Genomic DNA, 16,724 nt, shown 5'->3' with positions numbered 1-16,724 from the left:
TGAAACATCGAACGGATTTCCATGACCCTGCCCTCGAAGCTGCTTCTGAAGCGCCCCGCCGCCGAGCGCGGCGTGCGTGCCTTCCCGGTCCGCCGCGCGCTCGGCGCCGCGCTGTTCGCCGCCTGGACCCTCACCGCCATCCCGGCTCACGCGCAGGATCCGGCATCGGACGACGCGGAGCCGCAGGGCGCGTTCGAGCACGTGATGCCGGACGAGCAGAAGAATCTCCCGGGCGTCCCGCTGACGAGCCAGATCGTCTACCAGGTACTGGCCGCCGAAGTCGCGCTTCAGCGCAACCAGCCGGCGCCGGCCTACCAGACCTACCTCGCGCTCGCCCGCGACACGCGCGATCCGCGCATGGCGCAGCGTGCGACCGAGATCGCGCTCGGCGCGCAAAGCCCGGCCGACGCGCTGTCCGCGGCCAATCTCTGGCGCCAGTACGCACCGGATTCGAACCGCGCATCGCAAGTCGACGCCGCGCTGCTGGTGCTCGCCGGCAAGCCGGCCGACGCGCAGCCGATGCTCGCGCGCGAACTGGCCCGCGCGACCGGCGAAACGCGCGGCCCCGCGATCCTCGCGCTGCAGGCGCTGCTGGTGCGCGGCGCGGACCGCGTCGGCGGCCTCGCGGTGCTGAAGGACATGCTGAAGAACGACATGAACCGTCCCGAGGCGCAGCTCGCGATCGCGCGGCAGCAGCTCGCGGTCGACGACAAGGAAGGCGCCGCGCAGTCGCTGAAGCAGGCGCTGCAGATCCGCCCCGACTATCTGCCGGCGGCGCTGATGCTGTCGCAGATGGGGCCTGCCGAGCGCGCAGCCGGCATCACGTCGTTCGAGAAATATGTTCAGCAGAATCCGAAGTCGCGCGATGCGCGCCTCGCACTGTCGCAGCTCTACCTCGCCGACGACCGCCTCGACGACGCGCAGAAGCAGTTCGAGACGATGCGCAAGCTCGACGCGAAGGACCCGACGCCGCTGATGGCGCTCGCGCTGATCAAGATCCAGCAGAAGAAACTCGACGACGCGAACGCGTACCTGAAGCAGTACGTGCAGCTCGGCAACAAGCAGCCGAACCTCGACGTCGGCCAGGGCTACATCTACCTCGCGCAGATCTCGATCGAACAGGGCAATGACGCGCAGGCGTCGCAATGGCTCGACAAGGTCGACCAGACGAGCCAGCACTACCTGCCCGCGCAGATCACGCGCGCGCAGCTGCTGCAGAAACAGGGCAAGACCGACGAGGCCCGCAAGGTGCTCGACGACCTGCCGATCAGCGATCCGCGCGATGCGGCCGTGGTCGCACGCACCGACGCGTCGATCCTGTTTACCGCGAAGCGCTATCCGGAAGCCGAGGCGCGACTCGCGCAGGCAGTCCAGGACTTCCCGGACGATCCCGACCTGCGCTACGACTACGCGATGGCAGCCGAGAAGACGGGCCACTACGCGGCAATGGAAAAGCAGTTGCGCGAGCTGATGCGCACGCAGCCCGACAACCCGCAGGCGTACAACGCGCTCGGCTATTCGCTGGCCGATCGCAACCAGCGCCTGCCCGAAGCCAGCAAGCTGATCGACAAGGCGCTGTCGCTCGCGCCGAACGACGCGTACATCATGGACAGCCTCGGCTGGGTGAAGTACCGGATGGGCGACGCGGCCGGCGCGGCGAAGGTGCTGCGGCGCGCGTACGAGCTGCAGCCGAACGCCGAAATCGGCGCGCACCTCGGCGAAGTGCTGTGGAAGAGCGGCGCGCAGGACGACGCGCGCACCGCGTGGCGTGCCGCGCAGAAGCTCGAGCCCGACAACGACACGCTCGTGCAGACGCTCAAGCGCCTGCAGATCAACGGCCTCTGATGCGGATGTTCCCGATGCTTTCCCTGTCTTCCCGCGCGCTGCGCACGCTGGCCGCGGCCGGCGCCGCGCTTGCGCTCGCCGGCTGCGCGAGCACGCCGCCGTCGGCGAATGCGCCGGCGGGCGCGGTGCTGCAGACGGCCGCGACGCACGCGTACCACGGCCGTTTCGCGGTGCAGTACAACGATCGCCTCGGCCGACCGCAGAACGTGTACGGCAACTTCGACTGGCAGGAGTACGGCGACGACGTGTCGCTGGAGCTGCGCAGCCCGCTCGGCCAGACGCTCGCGGTCGTGAAATCGACACCGCAGGCCGCGTCGCTCGAACTGCCGAACCGTCAGCCGCAATACGCGACGGACGTCGGCGAGCTGATGCAGAACACGCTCGGCTTCTCGCTGCCGCTGGCGGGCCTGCGCTACTGGCTGCTGCCGACGCCCGCGCCCGCGACGCCCGCGCAGACGGTGCGCGACCCGGCCGACACGACGCACGTCAAGCAGATCCGCCAGGACGGCTGGACGATCGACTATCTCGCCTACGCGGACGCACCGGCCACGGGCGTCAAACGCGTCAACCTCGTGCGCGCGACGCCGCCGCTCGACATCAAGCTCGTGCTCGACCAGTAAGCACGTGAACCTAGCCCCGACATACGCATGACCGATTCGACCCGCTCGCTGCGCAACTGCCTTGCGCCCGCGAAACTCAACCTGTTCCTGCACATCACCGGCCGCCGCCCGAACGGCTATCACGATCTGCAGAGCGTGTTCCAGCTGCTGAACTGGGGCGACACGCTGCATTTCACGCTGCGCGACGACGGTCGCGTTGCACGCGTCACCGACGTGCCGGGCGTGCCCGAGGAAAGCGATCTCGTCGTGCGCGCGGCCAACCTGCTGAAAACGCACACGGGCACCGCGGCCGGCGTCGACATCGAGATCGACAAGCGCCTGCCGATGGGCGCGGGCCTCGGCGGCGGCAGCTCGGATGCGGCAACGACGCTGCTCGCGCTGAATCGCCTGTGGCAACTGAACCTGCCGCGCGCGGAACTGCAGTCGCTCGCGGTGAAACTCGGTGCCGATGTTCCGTTTTTTGTTTTTGGAAAAAATGCGTTCGCAGAGGGTATCGGAGAAGAATTAGCTGAGGTAGAATTGCCGACTCGCTGGTTTTTGGTTGTGACGCCGCGAGTTCATGTCCCCACCGCTGAAATTTTTTCAGATGAGTTGTTGACAAGAGATACAAAGCGAGTCACAATTACAGACTTTCTTGCACAGCAAAACAGCGATGCGGGATGGCCAGACAGCTTCGGCCGGAACGACATGCAGCAAGTTGTGACAAGTAAGTACGCGGAAGTTGCGCAGGTGGTCAAATGGTTGTATAATGTGACCCCCGCGAGGATGACCGGCTCCGGAGCAAGCGTGTTTGCAGCGTTTCATAGCAAGCACGAGGCAGAAGCGGCGCAAGCCAAGCTGCCCACCGGTTGGAACGGTGCAGTTGCCGAGAGCCTGAACGAGCATCCGCTCTTCGCTTTCGCGTCATGAAGTTTTGCTTTGCCGGATGGCCTACAAGTCCGGTGAAGTTATCAGTTGAGTGTAGGGGAGTCGCCAAGTTGGTCAAGGCACCGGATTTTGATTCCGGCATGCGAGGGTTCGAGTCCTTCCTCCCCTGCCAAAAATTTTCCCGCATTTCCCGCCTAAGCCTGAAGCAGGTGCACGATGAGCAGCCACAGCCATGATGGCTTGATGGTCTTTACTGGCAACGCGAATCCCGCGCTCGCCCAGGAAGTCGTCAATATCCTTGGAATCCCCCTCGGCAAAGCAATGGTCAGCCGTTTCTCCGACGGTGAGATCCAGGTCGAGATCCAGGAAAACGTGCGCGGCAAGGACGTCTTCGTCCTGCAATCCACGTGCGCGCCGGCCAACGACAACCTGATGGAACTGATGATCATGGTCGATGCGCTCAAGCGCGCATCCGCCGGCCGGATCACCGCTGCCATCCCCTACTTCGGCTATGCCCGCCAGGACCGACGCCCGCGTTCGGCGCGCGTCGCGATCTCGGCGAAGATCGTCGCGAACATGCTGGAAATCGCCGGCGTCGAGCGGATCATCACGATGGATCTGCACGCCGACCAGATTCAAGGCTTCTTCGACATCCCGGTCGACAACATCTACGCAACGCCGATCCTGCTGGGTGACCTGCGCAAGCAGAACTACTCGGATCTGCTCGTCGTGTCGCCGGACGTCGGCGGCGTGGTCCGCGCCCGGGCACTCGCGAAGCAACTCAACTGCGATCTCGCGATCATCGACAAGCGTCGCCCGAAGGCGAACGTCGCCGAAGTGATGAACATCATCGGTGAAGTCGAAGGCCGCACCTGCGTGATCATGGACGACATGGTCGATACGGCCGGCACGCTCTGCAAGGCCGCGCAAGTGCTGAAGGATCGCGGTGCGAAGCAGGTGTTCGCGTACGCGACGCACCCGGTTCTGTCGGGTGGCGCCGCCGAGCGTATCGCCGCATCGGCACTCGACGAGCTGGTCGTCACCGATACGATCCCGCTGTCGGCCGAGTCGCTGTCCTGCTCGAAGATCCGCTCGCTGACGAGCGCGAGCCTGCTGGCAGAAACGTTCTCGCGGATTCGCCGCGGCGACTCGGTGATGTCGCTGTTCGCCGAATCCTGATCGCGGAACGACACGATATAGCATGCGCAGAAAGCGAAGCGGCAACGCTTCGCTTTTTGCACAATCGGACGGGATAGACGAAACCCCGTCCGTTTCATCGGGGGCCGCCATTTCGCCGGCCCCGTTTTACTGCCTGGTCGCGGGCAGCAAATGGAGAATCACATGAAAGTCGTCGCTTTCGAGCGCCAACAGCAAGGTACGGGTGCGAGCCGCCGCCTGCGCAACGCCGGTAAGACCACGGGTATCGTCTACGGTGGCGAAGCAGCCCCGCAAAAGATCGAACTGGATCACAACGCGCTGTGGCACGCCCTGAAGAAGGAAGCCTTCCACTCGTCGATCCTCGACCTGGAAGTCGCTGGCCAGTCGCAACAGGTTCTGCTGCGCGACGTGCAATACCACCCGTTCAAGCAACTCGTGCTGCACGTGGACTTCCAGCGCGTCGACGCGAAGAAGAAGCTGCACACGAAGGTGCCGCTGCACTTCCTGAACGCTGAAGTCAGCCCGGCAGTGAAGCTGTCGAGCGCAATCGTCTCGCACGTCGCGACGGAAATCGAAGTCGAGTGCCTGCCGTCGGCTCTGCCGGAATTCCTCGAAGTCGATCTGTCGAAGATCGAAGCAGGTCAGTCGCTGCACGCGAAGGACATCGCACTGCCGAAGGGCGTGACGCTGGTCGCGCACGTCGACGCGGAAAACCCGGTTGTCGCATCGGCGACGGTCCCGGCTGGTGCCGTGTCGGACGCAGCAGGCGAAGGCGAAACGCCGGCTGCCTAAGCGGCTGCCCACGCGCCATTCGATCCGTTTCGCGAAACGGTCGATGCAACCCGCCGCGGCTTGCCCGGCGGGTTTTTCTTTTTCTGCGCCCAGGCGGGCGCTGCCGCCTACGAAACGTCATGATCAAACTGATCGTCGGCCTCGGCAATCCCGGGGCGGAATACACCGCGACGCGCCACAACGCCGGCTTCTGGCTGATCGACCAGCTCGCCCGCGAAGCCGGCACGACGCTGCGCGACGAGCGCCGCTTTCACGGCTTCTACGCAAAAGCGCGCCTGCACGGCGAGGAAGTCCACCTGCTGGAGCCGCAAACCTACATGAACCGCTCCGGCCAGTCGGTCGTCGCGCTCGCGAATTTCTTCAAGATCCTGCCCGACCAGATCCTCGTCGCCCACGACGAACTCGATCTGCCGCCCGGCACCGTGAAGCTGAAGCTCGGCGGCGGCAGCGGCGGCCACAACGGCCTGAAGGACATCTCCGCGCATCTGTCGTCGCAACAGTACTGGCGCCTGCGCATCGGCATCGGCCATCCGCGCGACCTGATTCCGGAAGGCGCGCGCGCCGGCGCGAAACCCGATGTTGCGAACTTCGTGCTGAAGCCGCCGCGCCGCGAGGAGCAGGACGTGATCGACGCATCGATCGAACGCGCGCTCGCCGTGATGCCGATGGTCGTCAAGGGCGAACTCGACCGCGCGACGATGCAGCTGCATCGCAACTGAACCCGCGCCGCACCGGCGCGGTGCAATGTGCCGCCCGGTTGCGCCGGCCAGCGCCGCCCTCCCGCGCAATTGCGCACTGCAACGCCCACATGCGGTAATCTGGTCGCTTTTGCCCGTCAGGAGCCAAGCGGTGAGCCGTTACTGGAGCGACGTCGTTCAGCAACTCGTGCCTTACGTGCCGGGCGAACAGCCCGCGCTCGCACACCCCGTCAAGCTGAACACCAACGAGAATCCCTATCCGCCTTCGCCGCGCGTCGTCGCGGCGATCGCACGCGAACTCGGCGATACCGGCGACACGCTGCGCCGCTATCCCGATCCGCTCGCGCGCGCACTGCGCGAGACGGTCGCGGCCCATCACCGCATCAAGCCCGAACAGGTCTTCGTCGGCAACGGCTCCGACGAAGTGCTCGCGCACGCATTCCAGGCCCTGCTCAAGCATGACCGGCCGCTGCGCTTTCCCGACATCTCGTACAGCTTCTACCCGACCTACGCGCGCCTGTATGGCGTAGAAACTTCGATCGTGCCGCTCGCGGACGACTTCTCGATCCGGGTCGAAGACTATCTCGACGACGCGGGCGGCGTGCTGTTCCCGAACCCGAACGCGCCGACCGGGCGCGCGCTGCCGCTCGCGGACATCGAGCGGATCGCGGCCGCGAACCCGTCGTCGGTCGTGCTGATCGACGAGGCGTATGTCGATTTCGGCGCGCAATCCGCGATCGCGCTGATCGACCGCCATCCGAACCTGCTCGTCGTGCACACGACGTCGAAGGCGCGCTCGCTCGCGGGCATGCGCGTCGGCTTCGCGTTTGGCGATGCCGCGTTGATCGACGCACTGAACCGCGTGAAGGACAGCTTCAATTCCTATCCGCTCGACCGGCTCGCGCAGGCCGCGGCGCAGGCGGCATACGAAGATACCGACTATTTCGGCGCGACCTGCCGGCGCGTGATCGACAGCCGCACGCGGCTCACGCACGCGCTCGAGGCACTCGGTTTCGAGGTCGTGCCGTCGGCCGCGAACTTCGTGTTCGCGCGCCATCCCGCGCACGATGCGGAGACGATCGCGGCACAGCTGAAGGATCGGGAAATTTTCGTGCGGCACTTCCGGGCGCCGCGCATCGACCAGCACTTGCGCATCACCGTCGGTACCGACGCCGAATGCGACGCGCTCGTCGCGGCATTGCGCGAGCTGATCGGCTGAAACGGTAGCGGAAGCTGAAACGGAACCGGCGCCGAACGGCGCCGGCCGAGGAAATCGTGACGTCGAGACGCGCGACGTCAGCAGGGCGTCACCGCACGTCGTCGCCCTTCGCGGCGGTCAACGCGTGATACTTCGCCATCAACTGCGCGTGCGATTCGTCGTGCTGCGGATCGCGCGGAATGCATTCGACCGGACACACCTGCTGGCACTGCGGCTCGTCGAAATGGCCGACGCACTCGGTGCACTTGTTCGGGTCGATCACGTAGATATCCGGGCCCATCGAAATCGCACCGTTCGGGCACTCGGGCTCGCACACGTCGCAATTGATGCACTCGTCGGTAATCATCAAAGACATACTGATCTCACTTCTTCAGGCCGGCGGCCGGCTTCACGACGAAACCGGCCGGCGCCGCGTCACGCGGCCGGGCCTCCCATCGCAGTGACTTTCTCGGTCAGCCACTTCTCGACGGACGGAAACACGAACTTGCTGACATCGCCGCCCAACTGCGCGATTTCGCGCACGATCGTCCCCGAGATGAACTGGTACTGATCGGACGGCGTCATGAACATCGTCTCGACGTCGGGCAACAGATAGCGGTTCATCCCCGCCATCTGGAACTCGTATTCGAAATCGGACACGGCACGCAGGCCGCGCACGATCACGCGCGCGTTGTTGATGCGGACGAAATCCTTCAGCAGGCCCGTGAAACTCATGACCTTCACGTTCGGATAATGACCGAGCACCTCGTTCGCAATCGTCAGACGTTCTTCGAGCGAGAAGAACGGCTTCTTCGCGCGGCTGTCGGCGACACCCACCACCAGCGTATCAAAAATGCTCGACGCACGCCGCACGAGGTCTTCGTGCCCGCGCGTCAGCGGATCGAACGTACCGGGATACACGGCGACTACCATGTCGCTCCTCCTGTCATCACGCAAACGGGGTGGCAGCCGTGCGACGCGCACGCCACTGCCGAGATGGGCATGCGTCGCCTTTGCCGCGCGCCGCCTCGTATGGAACGCGCATTATTCATCATTTTCGCGCCGCAGCAAATGATAGTGAACCGCACCGGCCTTGCCGTGCTTCACCACCTGCCAGCCGGCCAGTGCGTCGTGCGCGGCCGGGTCGAGCTCCGCCCCCGTTTCGACGTACAGCGCGCCATCCGGCGAGACGAGCGGCGCCGCCAGCGCGATCGCGCGATCGAGCACGGCCGGCTCGCCGAACGGCGGATCGAGGAACACGACGTCGAACGCGCCCGGGGTCAGCCCGGCCGCGAGCCGCAGCGCGTCGGCTTCCGCGACCTCGACCGAGCGTGCGCCCAGCTTGTCCTTGATCGTGCGCAGCTGCTGCGCCGCGCGCGGGTGGCGCTCGACCATCACGACGCTCGTCGCGCCGCGCGACGCGGCCTCGAAGCCGAGCGCGCCGGTGCCCGCGAACAGGTCGAGGCAGCGCCGGCCTTCGAGATCCTGGCCGAGCCAGTTGAACAGGGTCTCGCGCACGCGATCGGGCGTCGGCCGCAGGCCGTCGAGATCGAGCACGGCGAGCGGCGTGCGTTTCCAGTCACCGCCGATGATGCGGATCGTGTGCGGCTTGCCGCGGCCGGCGGGGGCCGCCGGGCGGCCGGAAGAGGAACGGGACATACGGAATATCGACAACGGAGGGAACGGGTGCGCACGCGGGCGCACCGCCAAACAGGCGCACGTTACCACAGCGGCGGCACCGACTGACGCGAGTGCCTCGCCGCACTGATAAAATGCACGGTTTCGGCCGCCGTGCGCACGCGCGACGGCCTCTCCGGCGCTCCGCCCTGGCGGCGCCCCGCCCTCTTCCCGACGTCAGACCATGTTCAGCTTCTTCAAACGATTCAAGAAAACGCAGGAGCCCGACTCCGCGGAATCGCAATCAGCCGACGCGCCGCAACCGGACGAGCCGTCCGACGCCCCCGCGCCCGCCCCCGAGCCCCGCCGGGCGGTCGAAGCACCGCAAGCGCCCGCGCAACCGCGACAGGCCGCGCCGGCCGTCGTGATGACGGTCACGCCGACCAACGACGGCAGCGACGAAGTCGTCGAAGCGGTCGAGATCGTGCCGCCGCCGACGCAGGACGCGTCCGCGAAGAAGTCGTGGCTCGCGCGCCTGAAGTCGGGGCTCGCGAAGACGGGCTCGAGCATCACCGGCGTGTTCGTCAACACGAAGATCGACGAGGATCTGTACGAGGAGCTCGAAGCCGCGCTGCTGATGTCCGACGCCGGCGTCGACGCGACCGAGTACCTGCTCGGCGCGCTGCGCGAGAAGGTGCGCGCGGGCCGGCTCACCGATCCGCAGCAGGTGAAGGGCGCGCTGCACGATCTGCTCGTCGAACTGCTGACGCCGCTCGAGAAGTCGCTGATGCTCGGTCGCGCGCAACCGCTCGTGATGATGATCACGGGCGTGAACGGCGCGGGCAAGACCACCAGCATCGGCAAGCTCGCGAAGCACCTGCAGAGCTTCGACCAGTCGGTGCTGCTGGCCGCGGGCGACACGTTCCGCGCGGCCGCGCGCGAACAGCTGGCGGTCTGGGGCGAGCGCAACAACGTGACGGTCGTCCAGCAGGAAAGCGGCGACCCGGCCGCGGTGATCTTCGACGCGGTCAGCGCCGCGCGCGCCCGCAAGATCGACGTAATGATGGCCGACACGGCCGGCCGCCTGCCGACGCAGCTGCACCTGATGGAAGAGCTGAAGAAGGTGAAGCGCGTGATCTCGAAGGCGCACGACGGCGCGCCGCACGAGGTGCTGCTCGTGATCGACGCGAACACGGGCCAGAACGCGCTCACGCAGGTGAAGGCCTTCGACGATGCGCTCGGCCTCACGGGCCTGATCGTCACGAAGCTCGACGGCACCGCCAAGGGCGGGATCCTCGCCGCGATCGCGCGGCAGCGCCCGGTGCCCGTCTACTTCATCGGCGTCGGCGAGAAGGTCGAGGACCTGCAGCCGTTCAACGCAGTGGAATTCGCGGACGCGCTGCTCGGCTGAACGCCGCCGGCCCGCATCGCACGGGGCGCCTCCGGGCGCCCTTTTTATATGCGCGGCCGGAAGCCGTCAGCCGGAAGCCGGCGGCCCCGCGACGTCATTCGATGTCATTCGGCGTCGGGCTGCACGCCAGGCTCGGCGGCCTTGAACGCATCGAGCGTCGACGCATGATCGGCGATCCGCTGGATCGTCGGAAAGCGCGTCGTGTCGATCGAGAAACGGTTCGCGTTGAACACCTGCGGCACGATGCAGATATCGGCGAGCGTCGGCGTGTCGCCGAAGCACAGCTTGCCGGTGCGCGGATCGTTCGCGAGGCGCGTCTCGAGCGACGCGAAACCCGCCTCGATCCAGTGCCGGTACCATTCGTTCTTTGCTTCCTCCGGCACCTTCAGCGTGTGCTTCAGGTATTTCAGCACGCGCAGGTTGTTCAGCGGATGGATCTCGCACGCGACCTGCAGCGCGATCGCCCGCACATACGCGCGGTCGACCGGCGCCTTCGGCAGCAGCGCGGGTTCGGGATGCGTTTCCTCGAGATATTCGATGATCGCGAGCGATTGCTGCAGCGTGGCATCGCCGTCGATCAGCGTCGGCACGACGGCATCCGGATTCACCGCGCGATACGCGTCCTTCAGTTGCTCGCCGCCGTCGCGCAGCATGTGCACGGGGACCGTGTCGAACGGCAGCTGCTTCAGGTTCAGGGCGATCCGCACACGGTACGACGCGGAACTGCGGAAATAGCTGTAAAGCTTCATGGGTGTCTCTCTGTTGGTCGTATTCGGCCGGTAACGGCGCCTGCAGCGCACGCACGGCCCCGCCGGGAACCCGAGTTTAGCGCGCCGCGCGGCGGTGGCGCGCAGCCGCGCTTGGGCGAGCCGCGCCCATGCGATACTCGGGGCATTCCTTACCGCTCACCGCGCGGCCCGATGCCGGCCGCCCGCCCCACGCCCCGATGACCGCTCCCCACGACTCCGCCGCCTCGCCGTTCCCCTGCGCCCGCTTCATCAAGGAAATCGGCCGCGGCCCGAACGGCGCACGCGCGCTGTCCGCCGAAGACACGTTCGAGCTCTATCGCGCGATGCTCGACGCACGCGTGTCGGACGTCGAACTCGGCGCGATCCTGATCGCGTATCGCCTGAAGGGCGAAAGCGCCGACGAACTGTCCGCGATGCTCGCCGCCGCGCAGGCGTCGTTCGAACCGGTGCACGTGCAGGACGCCGCCTTCCGCCCGGTGTCGATCCCGAGCTACAACGGCGCGCGCAAGCAGCCGAACCTGGTGCCGCTGCTCGCGCTGCTGCTCGCGCGCGAAGGCGTGCCGGTGCTCGTGCACGGCGTCGAACGCGATCCGGGCCGCGTGACGAGCGCGGAGATCTTCTCGGCGCTGTCGATCGCGCCGTCGAAGTCGCACGACGCGATCGAGGACATGCTCGCCGAGCGCCGCGTCGCGTTCGCGCCGATCGACGCGCTGGCGCCGCGCATCGCGCGTCTGCTGGCGCTGCGCGGCGTGCTCGGCGTGCGCAACTCCACGCACACGCTCGTGAAGATCCTGCAGCCGTTCGCGCCGGCCGGGCTGCGGCTCGTCAACTACACGCATCCGCCGTACCGCGACAGCCTCGCGCAACTGTTCCGCGATCATCCGGACGCCGCGCGCGGCGGTGCGCTGCTCGCGCGCGGCACCGAAGGCGAAGCGGTGGCCGACACGCGGCGCCAGGTGCAAGTCGACTGGCTGCACGACGGCGTGTGCGACACGCTGATCGAGCCCGAGCGCTCGTCGAGCGACGCACCGCCCGTCGCGCTGCCCGAATCGCGCGACGCGGCGACCACGGCCGCGTGGACGGACGCCGTGCTGCGCGGCGAAGTTCCGGTGCCCGACGCGCTTGCGCGGCAGGTCGACACGATCGTGCGGATCGCCCGGATCGCACCCTGACCGGCATCCCGGGCCGGCGTGCTGTCGCGCCGGCCTTTCAACCGACCATTTGACACGGACCCGCATCCTGGCATAGAGTTGTCGCCATGCGTTCCTTTCCGAACACCCTCCGAATTACCTCCGGCCGCCTAGCGCGGTCGCTATCGCTACGACTAGCCTAAGGCTGTCTTAGCGCCGTGTGCTGTCCGCACGGTCCCTCCCTGCAGTTCCTCGCAGCACCCTTCTCGCAGTTTTTACAACCCGAAGTCGTCAGCATTCGTCCGTCTATCCGTCGGTCGATTCGCGAAGATCATCCGCATCCGCAGCGCGTTTCCGGCGCCACGGTGCGAGGCAGCGCCTACCGTCGCCCATGCCGCCCGTCTTCGCTCGCGACTTGAGACCCGAGGTCCAGAAGATGAAGCGCAACCCGCAAGACAAGTATCGTCCGTTCGAACCCGTCCGCATCAATGGCCGCCGCTGGCCGACCCGCACCATCGAGCGTGCGCCGGTCTGGATGAGCACCGACCTGCGCGACGGCAACCAGTCGCTGATCGAGCCGATGAGCATCGAACAGAAGCTGGAGTTCTTCGACATGCTGGTCGCGATCGGTTTCAAGGAGATCGAAGTCGGTTTTCCGTCGGCGTCGCAAACCGACTTCGATTTCGTCCGCAAGCTGATCGACGAGAAGCGGATCCCCGACGACGTGACGATCGAAGTGCTCGTGCAGTCGCGCGAAGACCTGATCGCGCGCACCTTCGACGCGCTCGAAGGCGTGCCGCGCGCGATCGTGCACCTGTACAACGCGATCTGCCCGTCGTTCCGGCGCATCGTGTTCGGGATGTCGAAGGACGACGTGAAGGCGCTCGCGGTCGACGGCACGCGACTCATCAAGGAACACGCGGCGGCTCGCCCGGACACGCACTGGACCTATCAGTACTCCCCTGAAACCTTCAGCATGACCGAGCTGACGTTCGCGCGCGAAGTGTGCGACGCGGTCGCGCAGGCGTGGCGTCCGACCCGCGATCACAAGATGATCGTCAACCTGCCGGCGACCGTCGAAGCCGCGAGCCCGAACGTGTTCGCCGACCAGATCGAGTGGATGGACCGCAACCTCGCGTATCGCGACAGCATCGTGCTGTCCGTGCATCCGCACAACGATCGCGGCACCGCGGTCGCCGCCGCCGAACTCGCGCTGCTCGCGGGCGCCGACCGCATCGAGGGCTGCCTGTTCGGCAACGGCGAGCGCACCGGCAACGTCGACCTCGTCACGCTCGCGCTGAACCTCTATACGCAGGGCATCGACCCGGGCCTCGATTTCTCCGACATCGACGCGGTGCGCCGCGTGGTCGAGCGCTGCAACCAGATTCCGGTGCATCCGCGCCATCCGTACGCGGGCGACCTCGTGTTCACCGCGTTCTCCGGCTCGCACCAGGACGCGATCCGCAAGGGCTTCGCGCAGCAGCGCCCCGACGCAGTGTGGGAAGTGCCGTACCTGCCGATCGACCCGGCCGACCTCGGCCGCAGCTATGACGCGGTGATCCGCGTGAACAGCCAGTCCGGCAAGGGCGGCGCGACGTTCCTGCTCGAACGCGGGATGGGCTTCACGCCGACGCGCCGCGTGCAGATCGAATTCAGCCACGCGGTGCAGACGCTCGCCGACGCATCCGGCGAGGAAGTGACCGGCGACGCGATCTGTGCGCTGTTCGCACGCGAATTCTTCGAGACCGACGGCCCGGCCGCGCGCCACGGCAACGGCAACGGCGCGCGCTGGCAGAACCGCGACATCGCGAGCGCGCCGCCGGCCGATGCGACGCCCGAAGACGCCGTGCAACGCGTGGCCGCTGCCTTCGCGACGGCAGCCGGCGCGACGATCGACGTCGCCTCGTGCGAACACGCGCGCACGACGGACGGCCGGATCGCGGTATCGGTCGGCTGCCGGGTCGGCGACGCGCCGCTGCGGCATGGTGTCGGGGTGCACGACGACGCCGCGAGCGCCGCGCTCGATGCGGTCGTCAGCGCGATCAACCGCTCGGCCTGGCATTGCGCCGACCGCCGCGCGGCAGCCTGACGGCAGGTTTCGCTTCAGGGTTCGAACGTCAGCGAGCGGTGCGTGACCGCCCGTGCGCCGCGCGATCCGCGCCGCACGGGCCAATGAAAAGCGGCCCAGAAGGCCGCTTCGGTCGGGACATGAAAAGGAGCGCCATGCGCGCTCATGTCTCGGTCGCGCACCGCGTCGCCTGCCACGCGAGCAGGCGCCAGTGGCCCTGCTCATGCGTGTGGACGGCCGTATAGGCGATCGGAAACACCAGCCCGCCGTTGTTCGTTTCCATCTCGATCAACGCGCGCCCGGTGACGACGCAGGTCGCGTCGCCGACGGGCAGCAGGTCCTGCGACTGGATTTCGATCTGGCGATAGCGGCGGCGGCCGGCGACGATGGCGTCGATGAACTGCTGCTTGGTTTCGCGTTTGCCGTTGGTGTGCACGAAGAACACCTTGTCCGACAATTGCGCATCGAGCGCCTCGCCGTCTCCGTCGACCATCGCCCGGAACCGTTCGCGCTCGAGCGCGCGAATCGCATCGACCACCTTCGCCATCGCCTGACTCCTCGGCAACGCGCCCGCCGTGCGCCGGCGTGCGGATCAGAAGTTGTACTGCACGTAGAACTGGTGGAAATTTATACCAGGATTCGGCTCTTTGATACCCGCGTTAGACACATGTTGAAAACGGTAACCGACCTGATACTGTTGCCGTTCTCCGAACTGGGCGCCAACGCCGGCGACGTCCACGAACTGGAACGACGTCGCCAGCGACAGATTGTTGGAGATCGTCGGGGAAGTCAGGAAGCGGATGCCGGCACCGGCCTCGATGAACGGACGTACCTGGCCCGCGCTCTTGATGAAGCGGAACATCGGCTGCGCGCCGAATTCGCCGATGCTGCCATGAACATTGCCGCCCGTGTGCCAGTAGCCGGCGTGCCCTTCCACCACGAACGCGAAGTGCCAGCCGCCGATTTCCCACCAGTTCCAGCCCGGATCCCACACGACGCCGAGATCGCCCTTGTCGATCCCGTGGCGATCGGAAAACCCGCCGCCGGCCTGGATTCCCCATCGATCCGCGAACGCGGCACCCGATCCGCCCAGCAGCGACGCCGCCAGCAGCGCGTGCAGCGCAAGCCGACTATGGGGCCGGCGATTCTTCTTATTGTTCATCTGACACTCCAACTTTGTGGGTTGAATGGAGCCTTGCCGCAGCGGCCGGGCCCGAGCGAACTGAATGGTATGGTAAAGGACTTTTCGGATCGGCATCACGAAGCGAAATTGTTTGCTTCCAAAACTACAAAAATCGAAATCGTCTACTGATTACCATCAGAAACAATGGCTTACGGAACTTCCCCCCGCCAGCCCGGTCGCAAATTAGACTATCGACTCGACAAGTTCGATAGAAAACCGGGAACTCGGATGCCCCCGTGCCCTCCAAGGAATTAGCACTCGGATTACGGGAGTGCTAAGATGGGCCCCGGAATCTCATCCGAGCCCAGGGGTTTGTCCCTGATTCCAAAGGAGTTTTTAGTGAGCCACGCCCTGACCCTTCCGAACACCCTGAGCCCGACGCCGGCCAAGGCCGAATCGGCAGGCTCGCTGGCGCTCGCGACTCAATCGATGTTGCCGGGCCAGCTTGGCAACATCGACGCGTATATCCAGGCCGTCAACCGGATCCCGCTGCTGACCGCCGAAGAGGAACGCCGATACGCGACCGAATTCCGCGAAGACAACAACCTCGACTCGGCACGCCGCCTCGTGCTGTCGCACCTGCGGCTCGTCGTGTCGATCGCGCGCAACTATCTCGGCTACGGCCTGCCGCACGGCGACCTGATCCAGGAAGGCAACATCGGCCTGATGAAGGCGGTGAAGCGTTTCGACCCGGCGCAAAACGTGCGTCTGGTGTCGTACGCGATCCACTGGATCAAGGCCGAGATCCACGAGTACATCCTGCGCAACTGGCGGATGGTGAAGGTCGCGACGACGAAGGCTCAGCGCAAGCTGTTCTTCAACCTGCGCAGCCACAAGAAGAGCATGCAGGCGATGACGCCCGAGGAAATCGACGGCCTCGCGCAGGAGCTCAACGTCAAGCGCGAAGACGTGACCGAAATGGAAACGCGCCTGTCGGGCGGCGACATCGCACTCGAGGGCCAAGTGGAAGACGGCGAGGAGTCGTACGCGCCGATCGCCTACCTGGCCGATTCGCACAACGAGCCGACCGCCGTGCTCGCCGCGCGTCAGCGCGACATGCTGCAGACGGACGGCATCGCGCAGGCGCTCGAGGCGCTCGACGCACGCAGCCGCCGAATCATCGAGGCGCGCTGGCTGAACGTCGACGACGACGGCTCGGGCGGCTCGACGCTGCACGATCTCGCGGCCGAGTTCGGCGTATCGGCGGAACGCATCCGCCAGATCGAAGCGAGCGCCATGAAGAAGATGCGCACCGCACTTGCCGAATACGCCTGAATCCGCGATTTAGAGCGCTTCACCCAAAACCGCTGCCCGCCCGGCAGCGGTTTTTTTTCGTCTGTCGTTTTTAGCCTCGATCGCGTCTGATTAATCGACCTTGTTGATCGGGT

General features: G+C 66.2%; 17 protein-coding genes and 1 tRNA gene. 12 read left to right on the top strand and 6 right to left on the bottom strand.

Translation table 11 applies throughout. The features are described 5' to 3' along the window. The first annotated feature begins 21 nt into the window (after positions 1-21). From U4012_RS19165 to hisC, 8 genes are all read left to right on the top strand, one after another. The gene (locus tag U4012_RS19165) at positions 22-1,845 is read left to right on the top strand and encodes a tetratricopeptide repeat protein (protein ID WP_124486508.1); all 1,824 of its coding nucleotides are present in this window, start codon (positions 22-24) and stop codon (positions 1,843-1,845) included. Next, the gene (gene lolB, locus U4012_RS19160; RefSeq protein WP_124894136.1) at positions 1,845-2,465 is read left to right on the top strand and encodes a lipoprotein insertase outer membrane protein LolB; all 621 of its coding nucleotides are present in this window, start codon (positions 1,845-1,847) and stop codon (positions 2,463-2,465) included. Before U4012_RS19165 ends, lolB begins: the two co-directional genes overlap by 1 nt. 27 nt (positions 2,466-2,492) lie before the next feature. Further along, the gene (gene ispE / locus U4012_RS19155; protein WP_321800753.1) at positions 2,493-3,374 is read left to right on the top strand and encodes a 4-(cytidine 5'-diphospho)-2-C-methyl-D-erythritol kinase; all 882 of its coding nucleotides are present in this window, start codon (positions 2,493-2,495) and stop codon (positions 3,372-3,374) included. A gap of 53 nt (positions 3,375-3,427) precedes the next feature. Next, positions 3,428-3,504: transfer RNA gene (locus tag U4012_RS19150), tRNA-Gln, on the top strand. 44 nt (positions 3,505-3,548) lie between these two features. Beyond that, positions 3,549-4,511, top strand: a complete 963-nt coding sequence (locus U4012_RS19145) for a ribose-phosphate pyrophosphokinase (protein ID WP_044847472.1) — start codon at positions 3,549-3,551, stop codon at positions 4,509-4,511. Positions 4,512-4,673: 162 nt separating this feature from the next. Further along, a complete protein-coding gene (locus tag U4012_RS19140) occupies positions 4,674-5,282 on the top strand; it encodes a 50S ribosomal protein L25/general stress protein Ctc (RefSeq protein ID WP_044847489.1) in 609 nt (202 codons plus the stop codon). A 119-nt stretch (positions 5,283-5,401) separates the two neighbouring features. Next, positions 5,402-6,001 carry an aminoacyl-tRNA hydrolase gene (pth, locus tag U4012_RS19135; protein WP_044847473.1) on the top strand — a complete coding sequence of 200 codons (600 nt, stop codon included), beginning with the start codon at positions 5,402-5,404 and terminating at the stop codon, positions 5,999-6,001. A gap of 130 nt (positions 6,002-6,131) precedes the next feature. Beyond that, a complete protein-coding gene (gene hisC / locus U4012_RS19130) occupies positions 6,132-7,199 on the top strand; it encodes a histidinol-phosphate transaminase (RefSeq protein WP_321800752.1) in 1,068 nt (355 codons plus the stop codon). Positions 7,200-7,287: 88 nt separating this feature from the next. Here hisC and U4012_RS19125 read toward each other — a convergent pair whose 3' ends face one another. The 3 genes from U4012_RS19125 to rsmD all read right to left on the bottom strand — a co-directional run bounded on the left by U4012_RS19125 (position 7,288) and on the right by rsmD (position 8,837). Further along, positions 7,288-7,554, bottom strand: coding sequence for a YfhL family 4Fe-4S dicluster ferredoxin (locus U4012_RS19125; protein ID WP_124520742.1), 267 nt, complete (start codon positions 7,552-7,554; stop codon positions 7,288-7,290). Between the two features lie 59 nt (positions 7,555-7,613). After that, entirely contained in the window at positions 7,614-8,111 is a 498-nt protein-coding gene (gene coaD, locus U4012_RS19120) for a pantetheine-phosphate adenylyltransferase (protein ID WP_044847476.1), read from the bottom strand. A 111-nt stretch (positions 8,112-8,222) separates the two neighbouring features. After that, positions 8,223-8,837, bottom strand: coding sequence for a 16S rRNA (guanine(966)-N(2))-methyltransferase RsmD (gene rsmD / locus U4012_RS19115; RefSeq protein WP_044847477.1), 615 nt, complete (start codon positions 8,835-8,837; stop codon positions 8,223-8,225). 202 nt (positions 8,838-9,039) lie between these two features. Between rsmD and ftsY the strand changes: the two genes are divergently transcribed. Beyond that, entirely contained in the window at positions 9,040-10,206 is a 1,167-nt protein-coding gene (gene ftsY, locus U4012_RS19110) for a signal recognition particle-docking protein FtsY (RefSeq protein ID WP_124486514.1), read from the top strand. A 104-nt stretch (positions 10,207-10,310) separates the two neighbouring features. On the opposite strand, the gene maiA is transcribed toward ftsY, so the two are convergent. Further along, a complete protein-coding gene (maiA, locus tag U4012_RS19105) occupies positions 10,311-10,955 on the bottom strand; it encodes a maleylacetoacetate isomerase (protein WP_257773578.1) in 645 nt (214 codons plus the stop codon). Between the two features lie 197 nt (positions 10,956-11,152). Here maiA and ybiB point away from each other — a divergent pair, with 197 nt between their 5' ends. Together ybiB and leuA are read left to right on the top strand one after the other, a co-directional pair. Then, positions 11,153-12,127 (top strand): DNA-binding protein YbiB, encoded by a 975-nt coding sequence (ybiB, locus tag U4012_RS19100; protein ID WP_321800748.1) that lies wholly within the window; start codon positions 11,153-11,155, stop codon positions 12,125-12,127. Positions 12,128-12,521: 394 nt separating this feature from the next. Then, positions 12,522-14,174: a 2-isopropylmalate synthase gene (leuA, locus tag U4012_RS19095; RefSeq protein ID WP_321800746.1), complete on the top strand. Its 1,653-nt coding sequence runs from the start codon at positions 12,522-12,524 to the stop codon at positions 14,172-14,174. Between the two features lie 142 nt (positions 14,175-14,316). On the opposite strand, the gene U4012_RS19090 is transcribed toward leuA, so the two are convergent. Both U4012_RS19090 and U4012_RS19085 read right to left on the bottom strand, forming a co-directional pair. Further along, positions 14,317-14,700 carry a nuclear transport factor 2 family protein gene (locus U4012_RS19090; protein WP_044847482.1) on the bottom strand — a complete coding sequence of 128 codons (384 nt, stop codon included), beginning with the start codon at positions 14,698-14,700 and terminating at the stop codon, positions 14,317-14,319. 45 nt (positions 14,701-14,745) lie between these two features. After that, positions 14,746-15,315, bottom strand: coding sequence for an acyloxyacyl hydrolase (locus U4012_RS19085; protein WP_124520732.1), 570 nt, complete (start codon positions 15,313-15,315; stop codon positions 14,746-14,748). Positions 15,316-15,675: 360 nt separating this feature from the next. On the opposite strand from U4012_RS19085, the gene rpoH reads away from it, so the two are divergent. Then, complete coding sequence (rpoH, locus tag U4012_RS19080; protein ID WP_257773575.1) at positions 15,676-16,611, top strand: RNA polymerase sigma factor RpoH; 936 nt, start codon at positions 15,676-15,678, stop codon at positions 16,609-16,611. Positions 16,612-16,724: the final 113 nt, after the last annotated feature.

The organism is Burkholderia sp. BCC1988, assembly GCF_905339895.1.
GTDB lineage: Bacteria > Pseudomonadota > Gammaproteobacteria > Burkholderiales > Burkholderiaceae > Burkholderia.
This window is presented reverse-complemented; position numbering and strand designations above follow the sequence as displayed.

Excerpts from the sequence above, each read along its gene's own strand:
- U4012_RS19165 (WP_124486508.1), top strand. The coding sequence starts at position 22 with ATGACCCTGCCCTCGAAGCTGCTTCTGAAGCGCCCCGCCGCCGAGCGC.
- lolB (WP_124894136.1), top strand. The coding sequence starts at position 1,845 with ATGCGGATGTTCCCGATGCTTTCCCTGTCTTCCCGCGCGCTGCGCACG.
- ispE (WP_321800753.1), top strand. The coding sequence starts at position 2,493 with ATGACCGATTCGACCCGCTCGCTGCGCAACTGCCTTGCGCCCGCGAAA.
- U4012_RS19145 (WP_044847472.1), top strand. The coding sequence starts at position 3,549 with ATGAGCAGCCACAGCCATGATGGCTTGATGGTCTTTACTGGCAACGCG.
- U4012_RS19140 (WP_044847489.1), top strand. The coding sequence starts at position 4,674 with ATGAAAGTCGTCGCTTTCGAGCGCCAACAGCAAGGTACGGGTGCGAGC.
- pth (WP_044847473.1), top strand. The coding sequence starts at position 5,402 with ATGATCAAACTGATCGTCGGCCTCGGCAATCCCGGGGCGGAATACACC.
- U4012_RS19125 (WP_124520742.1), bottom strand. The coding sequence starts at position 7,554 with ATGTCTTTGATGATTACCGACGAGTGCATCAATTGCGACGTGTGCGAG.
- coaD (WP_044847476.1), bottom strand. The coding sequence starts at position 8,111 with ATGGTAGTCGCCGTGTATCCCGGTACGTTCGATCCGCTGACGCGCGGG.
- rsmD (WP_044847477.1), bottom strand. The coding sequence starts at position 8,837 with ATGTCCCGTTCCTCTTCCGGCCGCCCGGCGGCCCCCGCCGGCCGCGGC.
- ftsY (WP_124486514.1), top strand. The coding sequence starts at position 9,040 with ATGTTCAGCTTCTTCAAACGATTCAAGAAAACGCAGGAGCCCGACTCC.
- maiA (WP_257773578.1), bottom strand. The coding sequence starts at position 10,955 with ATGAAGCTTTACAGCTATTTCCGCAGTTCCGCGTCGTACCGTGTGCGG.
- ybiB (WP_321800748.1), top strand. The coding sequence starts at position 11,153 with ATGACCGCTCCCCACGACTCCGCCGCCTCGCCGTTCCCCTGCGCCCGC.
- leuA (WP_321800746.1), top strand. The coding sequence starts at position 12,522 with ATGAAGCGCAACCCGCAAGACAAGTATCGTCCGTTCGAACCCGTCCGC.
- U4012_RS19090 (WP_044847482.1), bottom strand. The coding sequence starts at position 14,700 with ATGGCGAAGGTGGTCGATGCGATTCGCGCGCTCGAGCGCGAACGGTTC.
- U4012_RS19085 (WP_124520732.1), bottom strand. The coding sequence starts at position 15,315 with ATGAACAATAAGAAGAATCGCCGGCCCCATAGTCGGCTTGCGCTGCAC.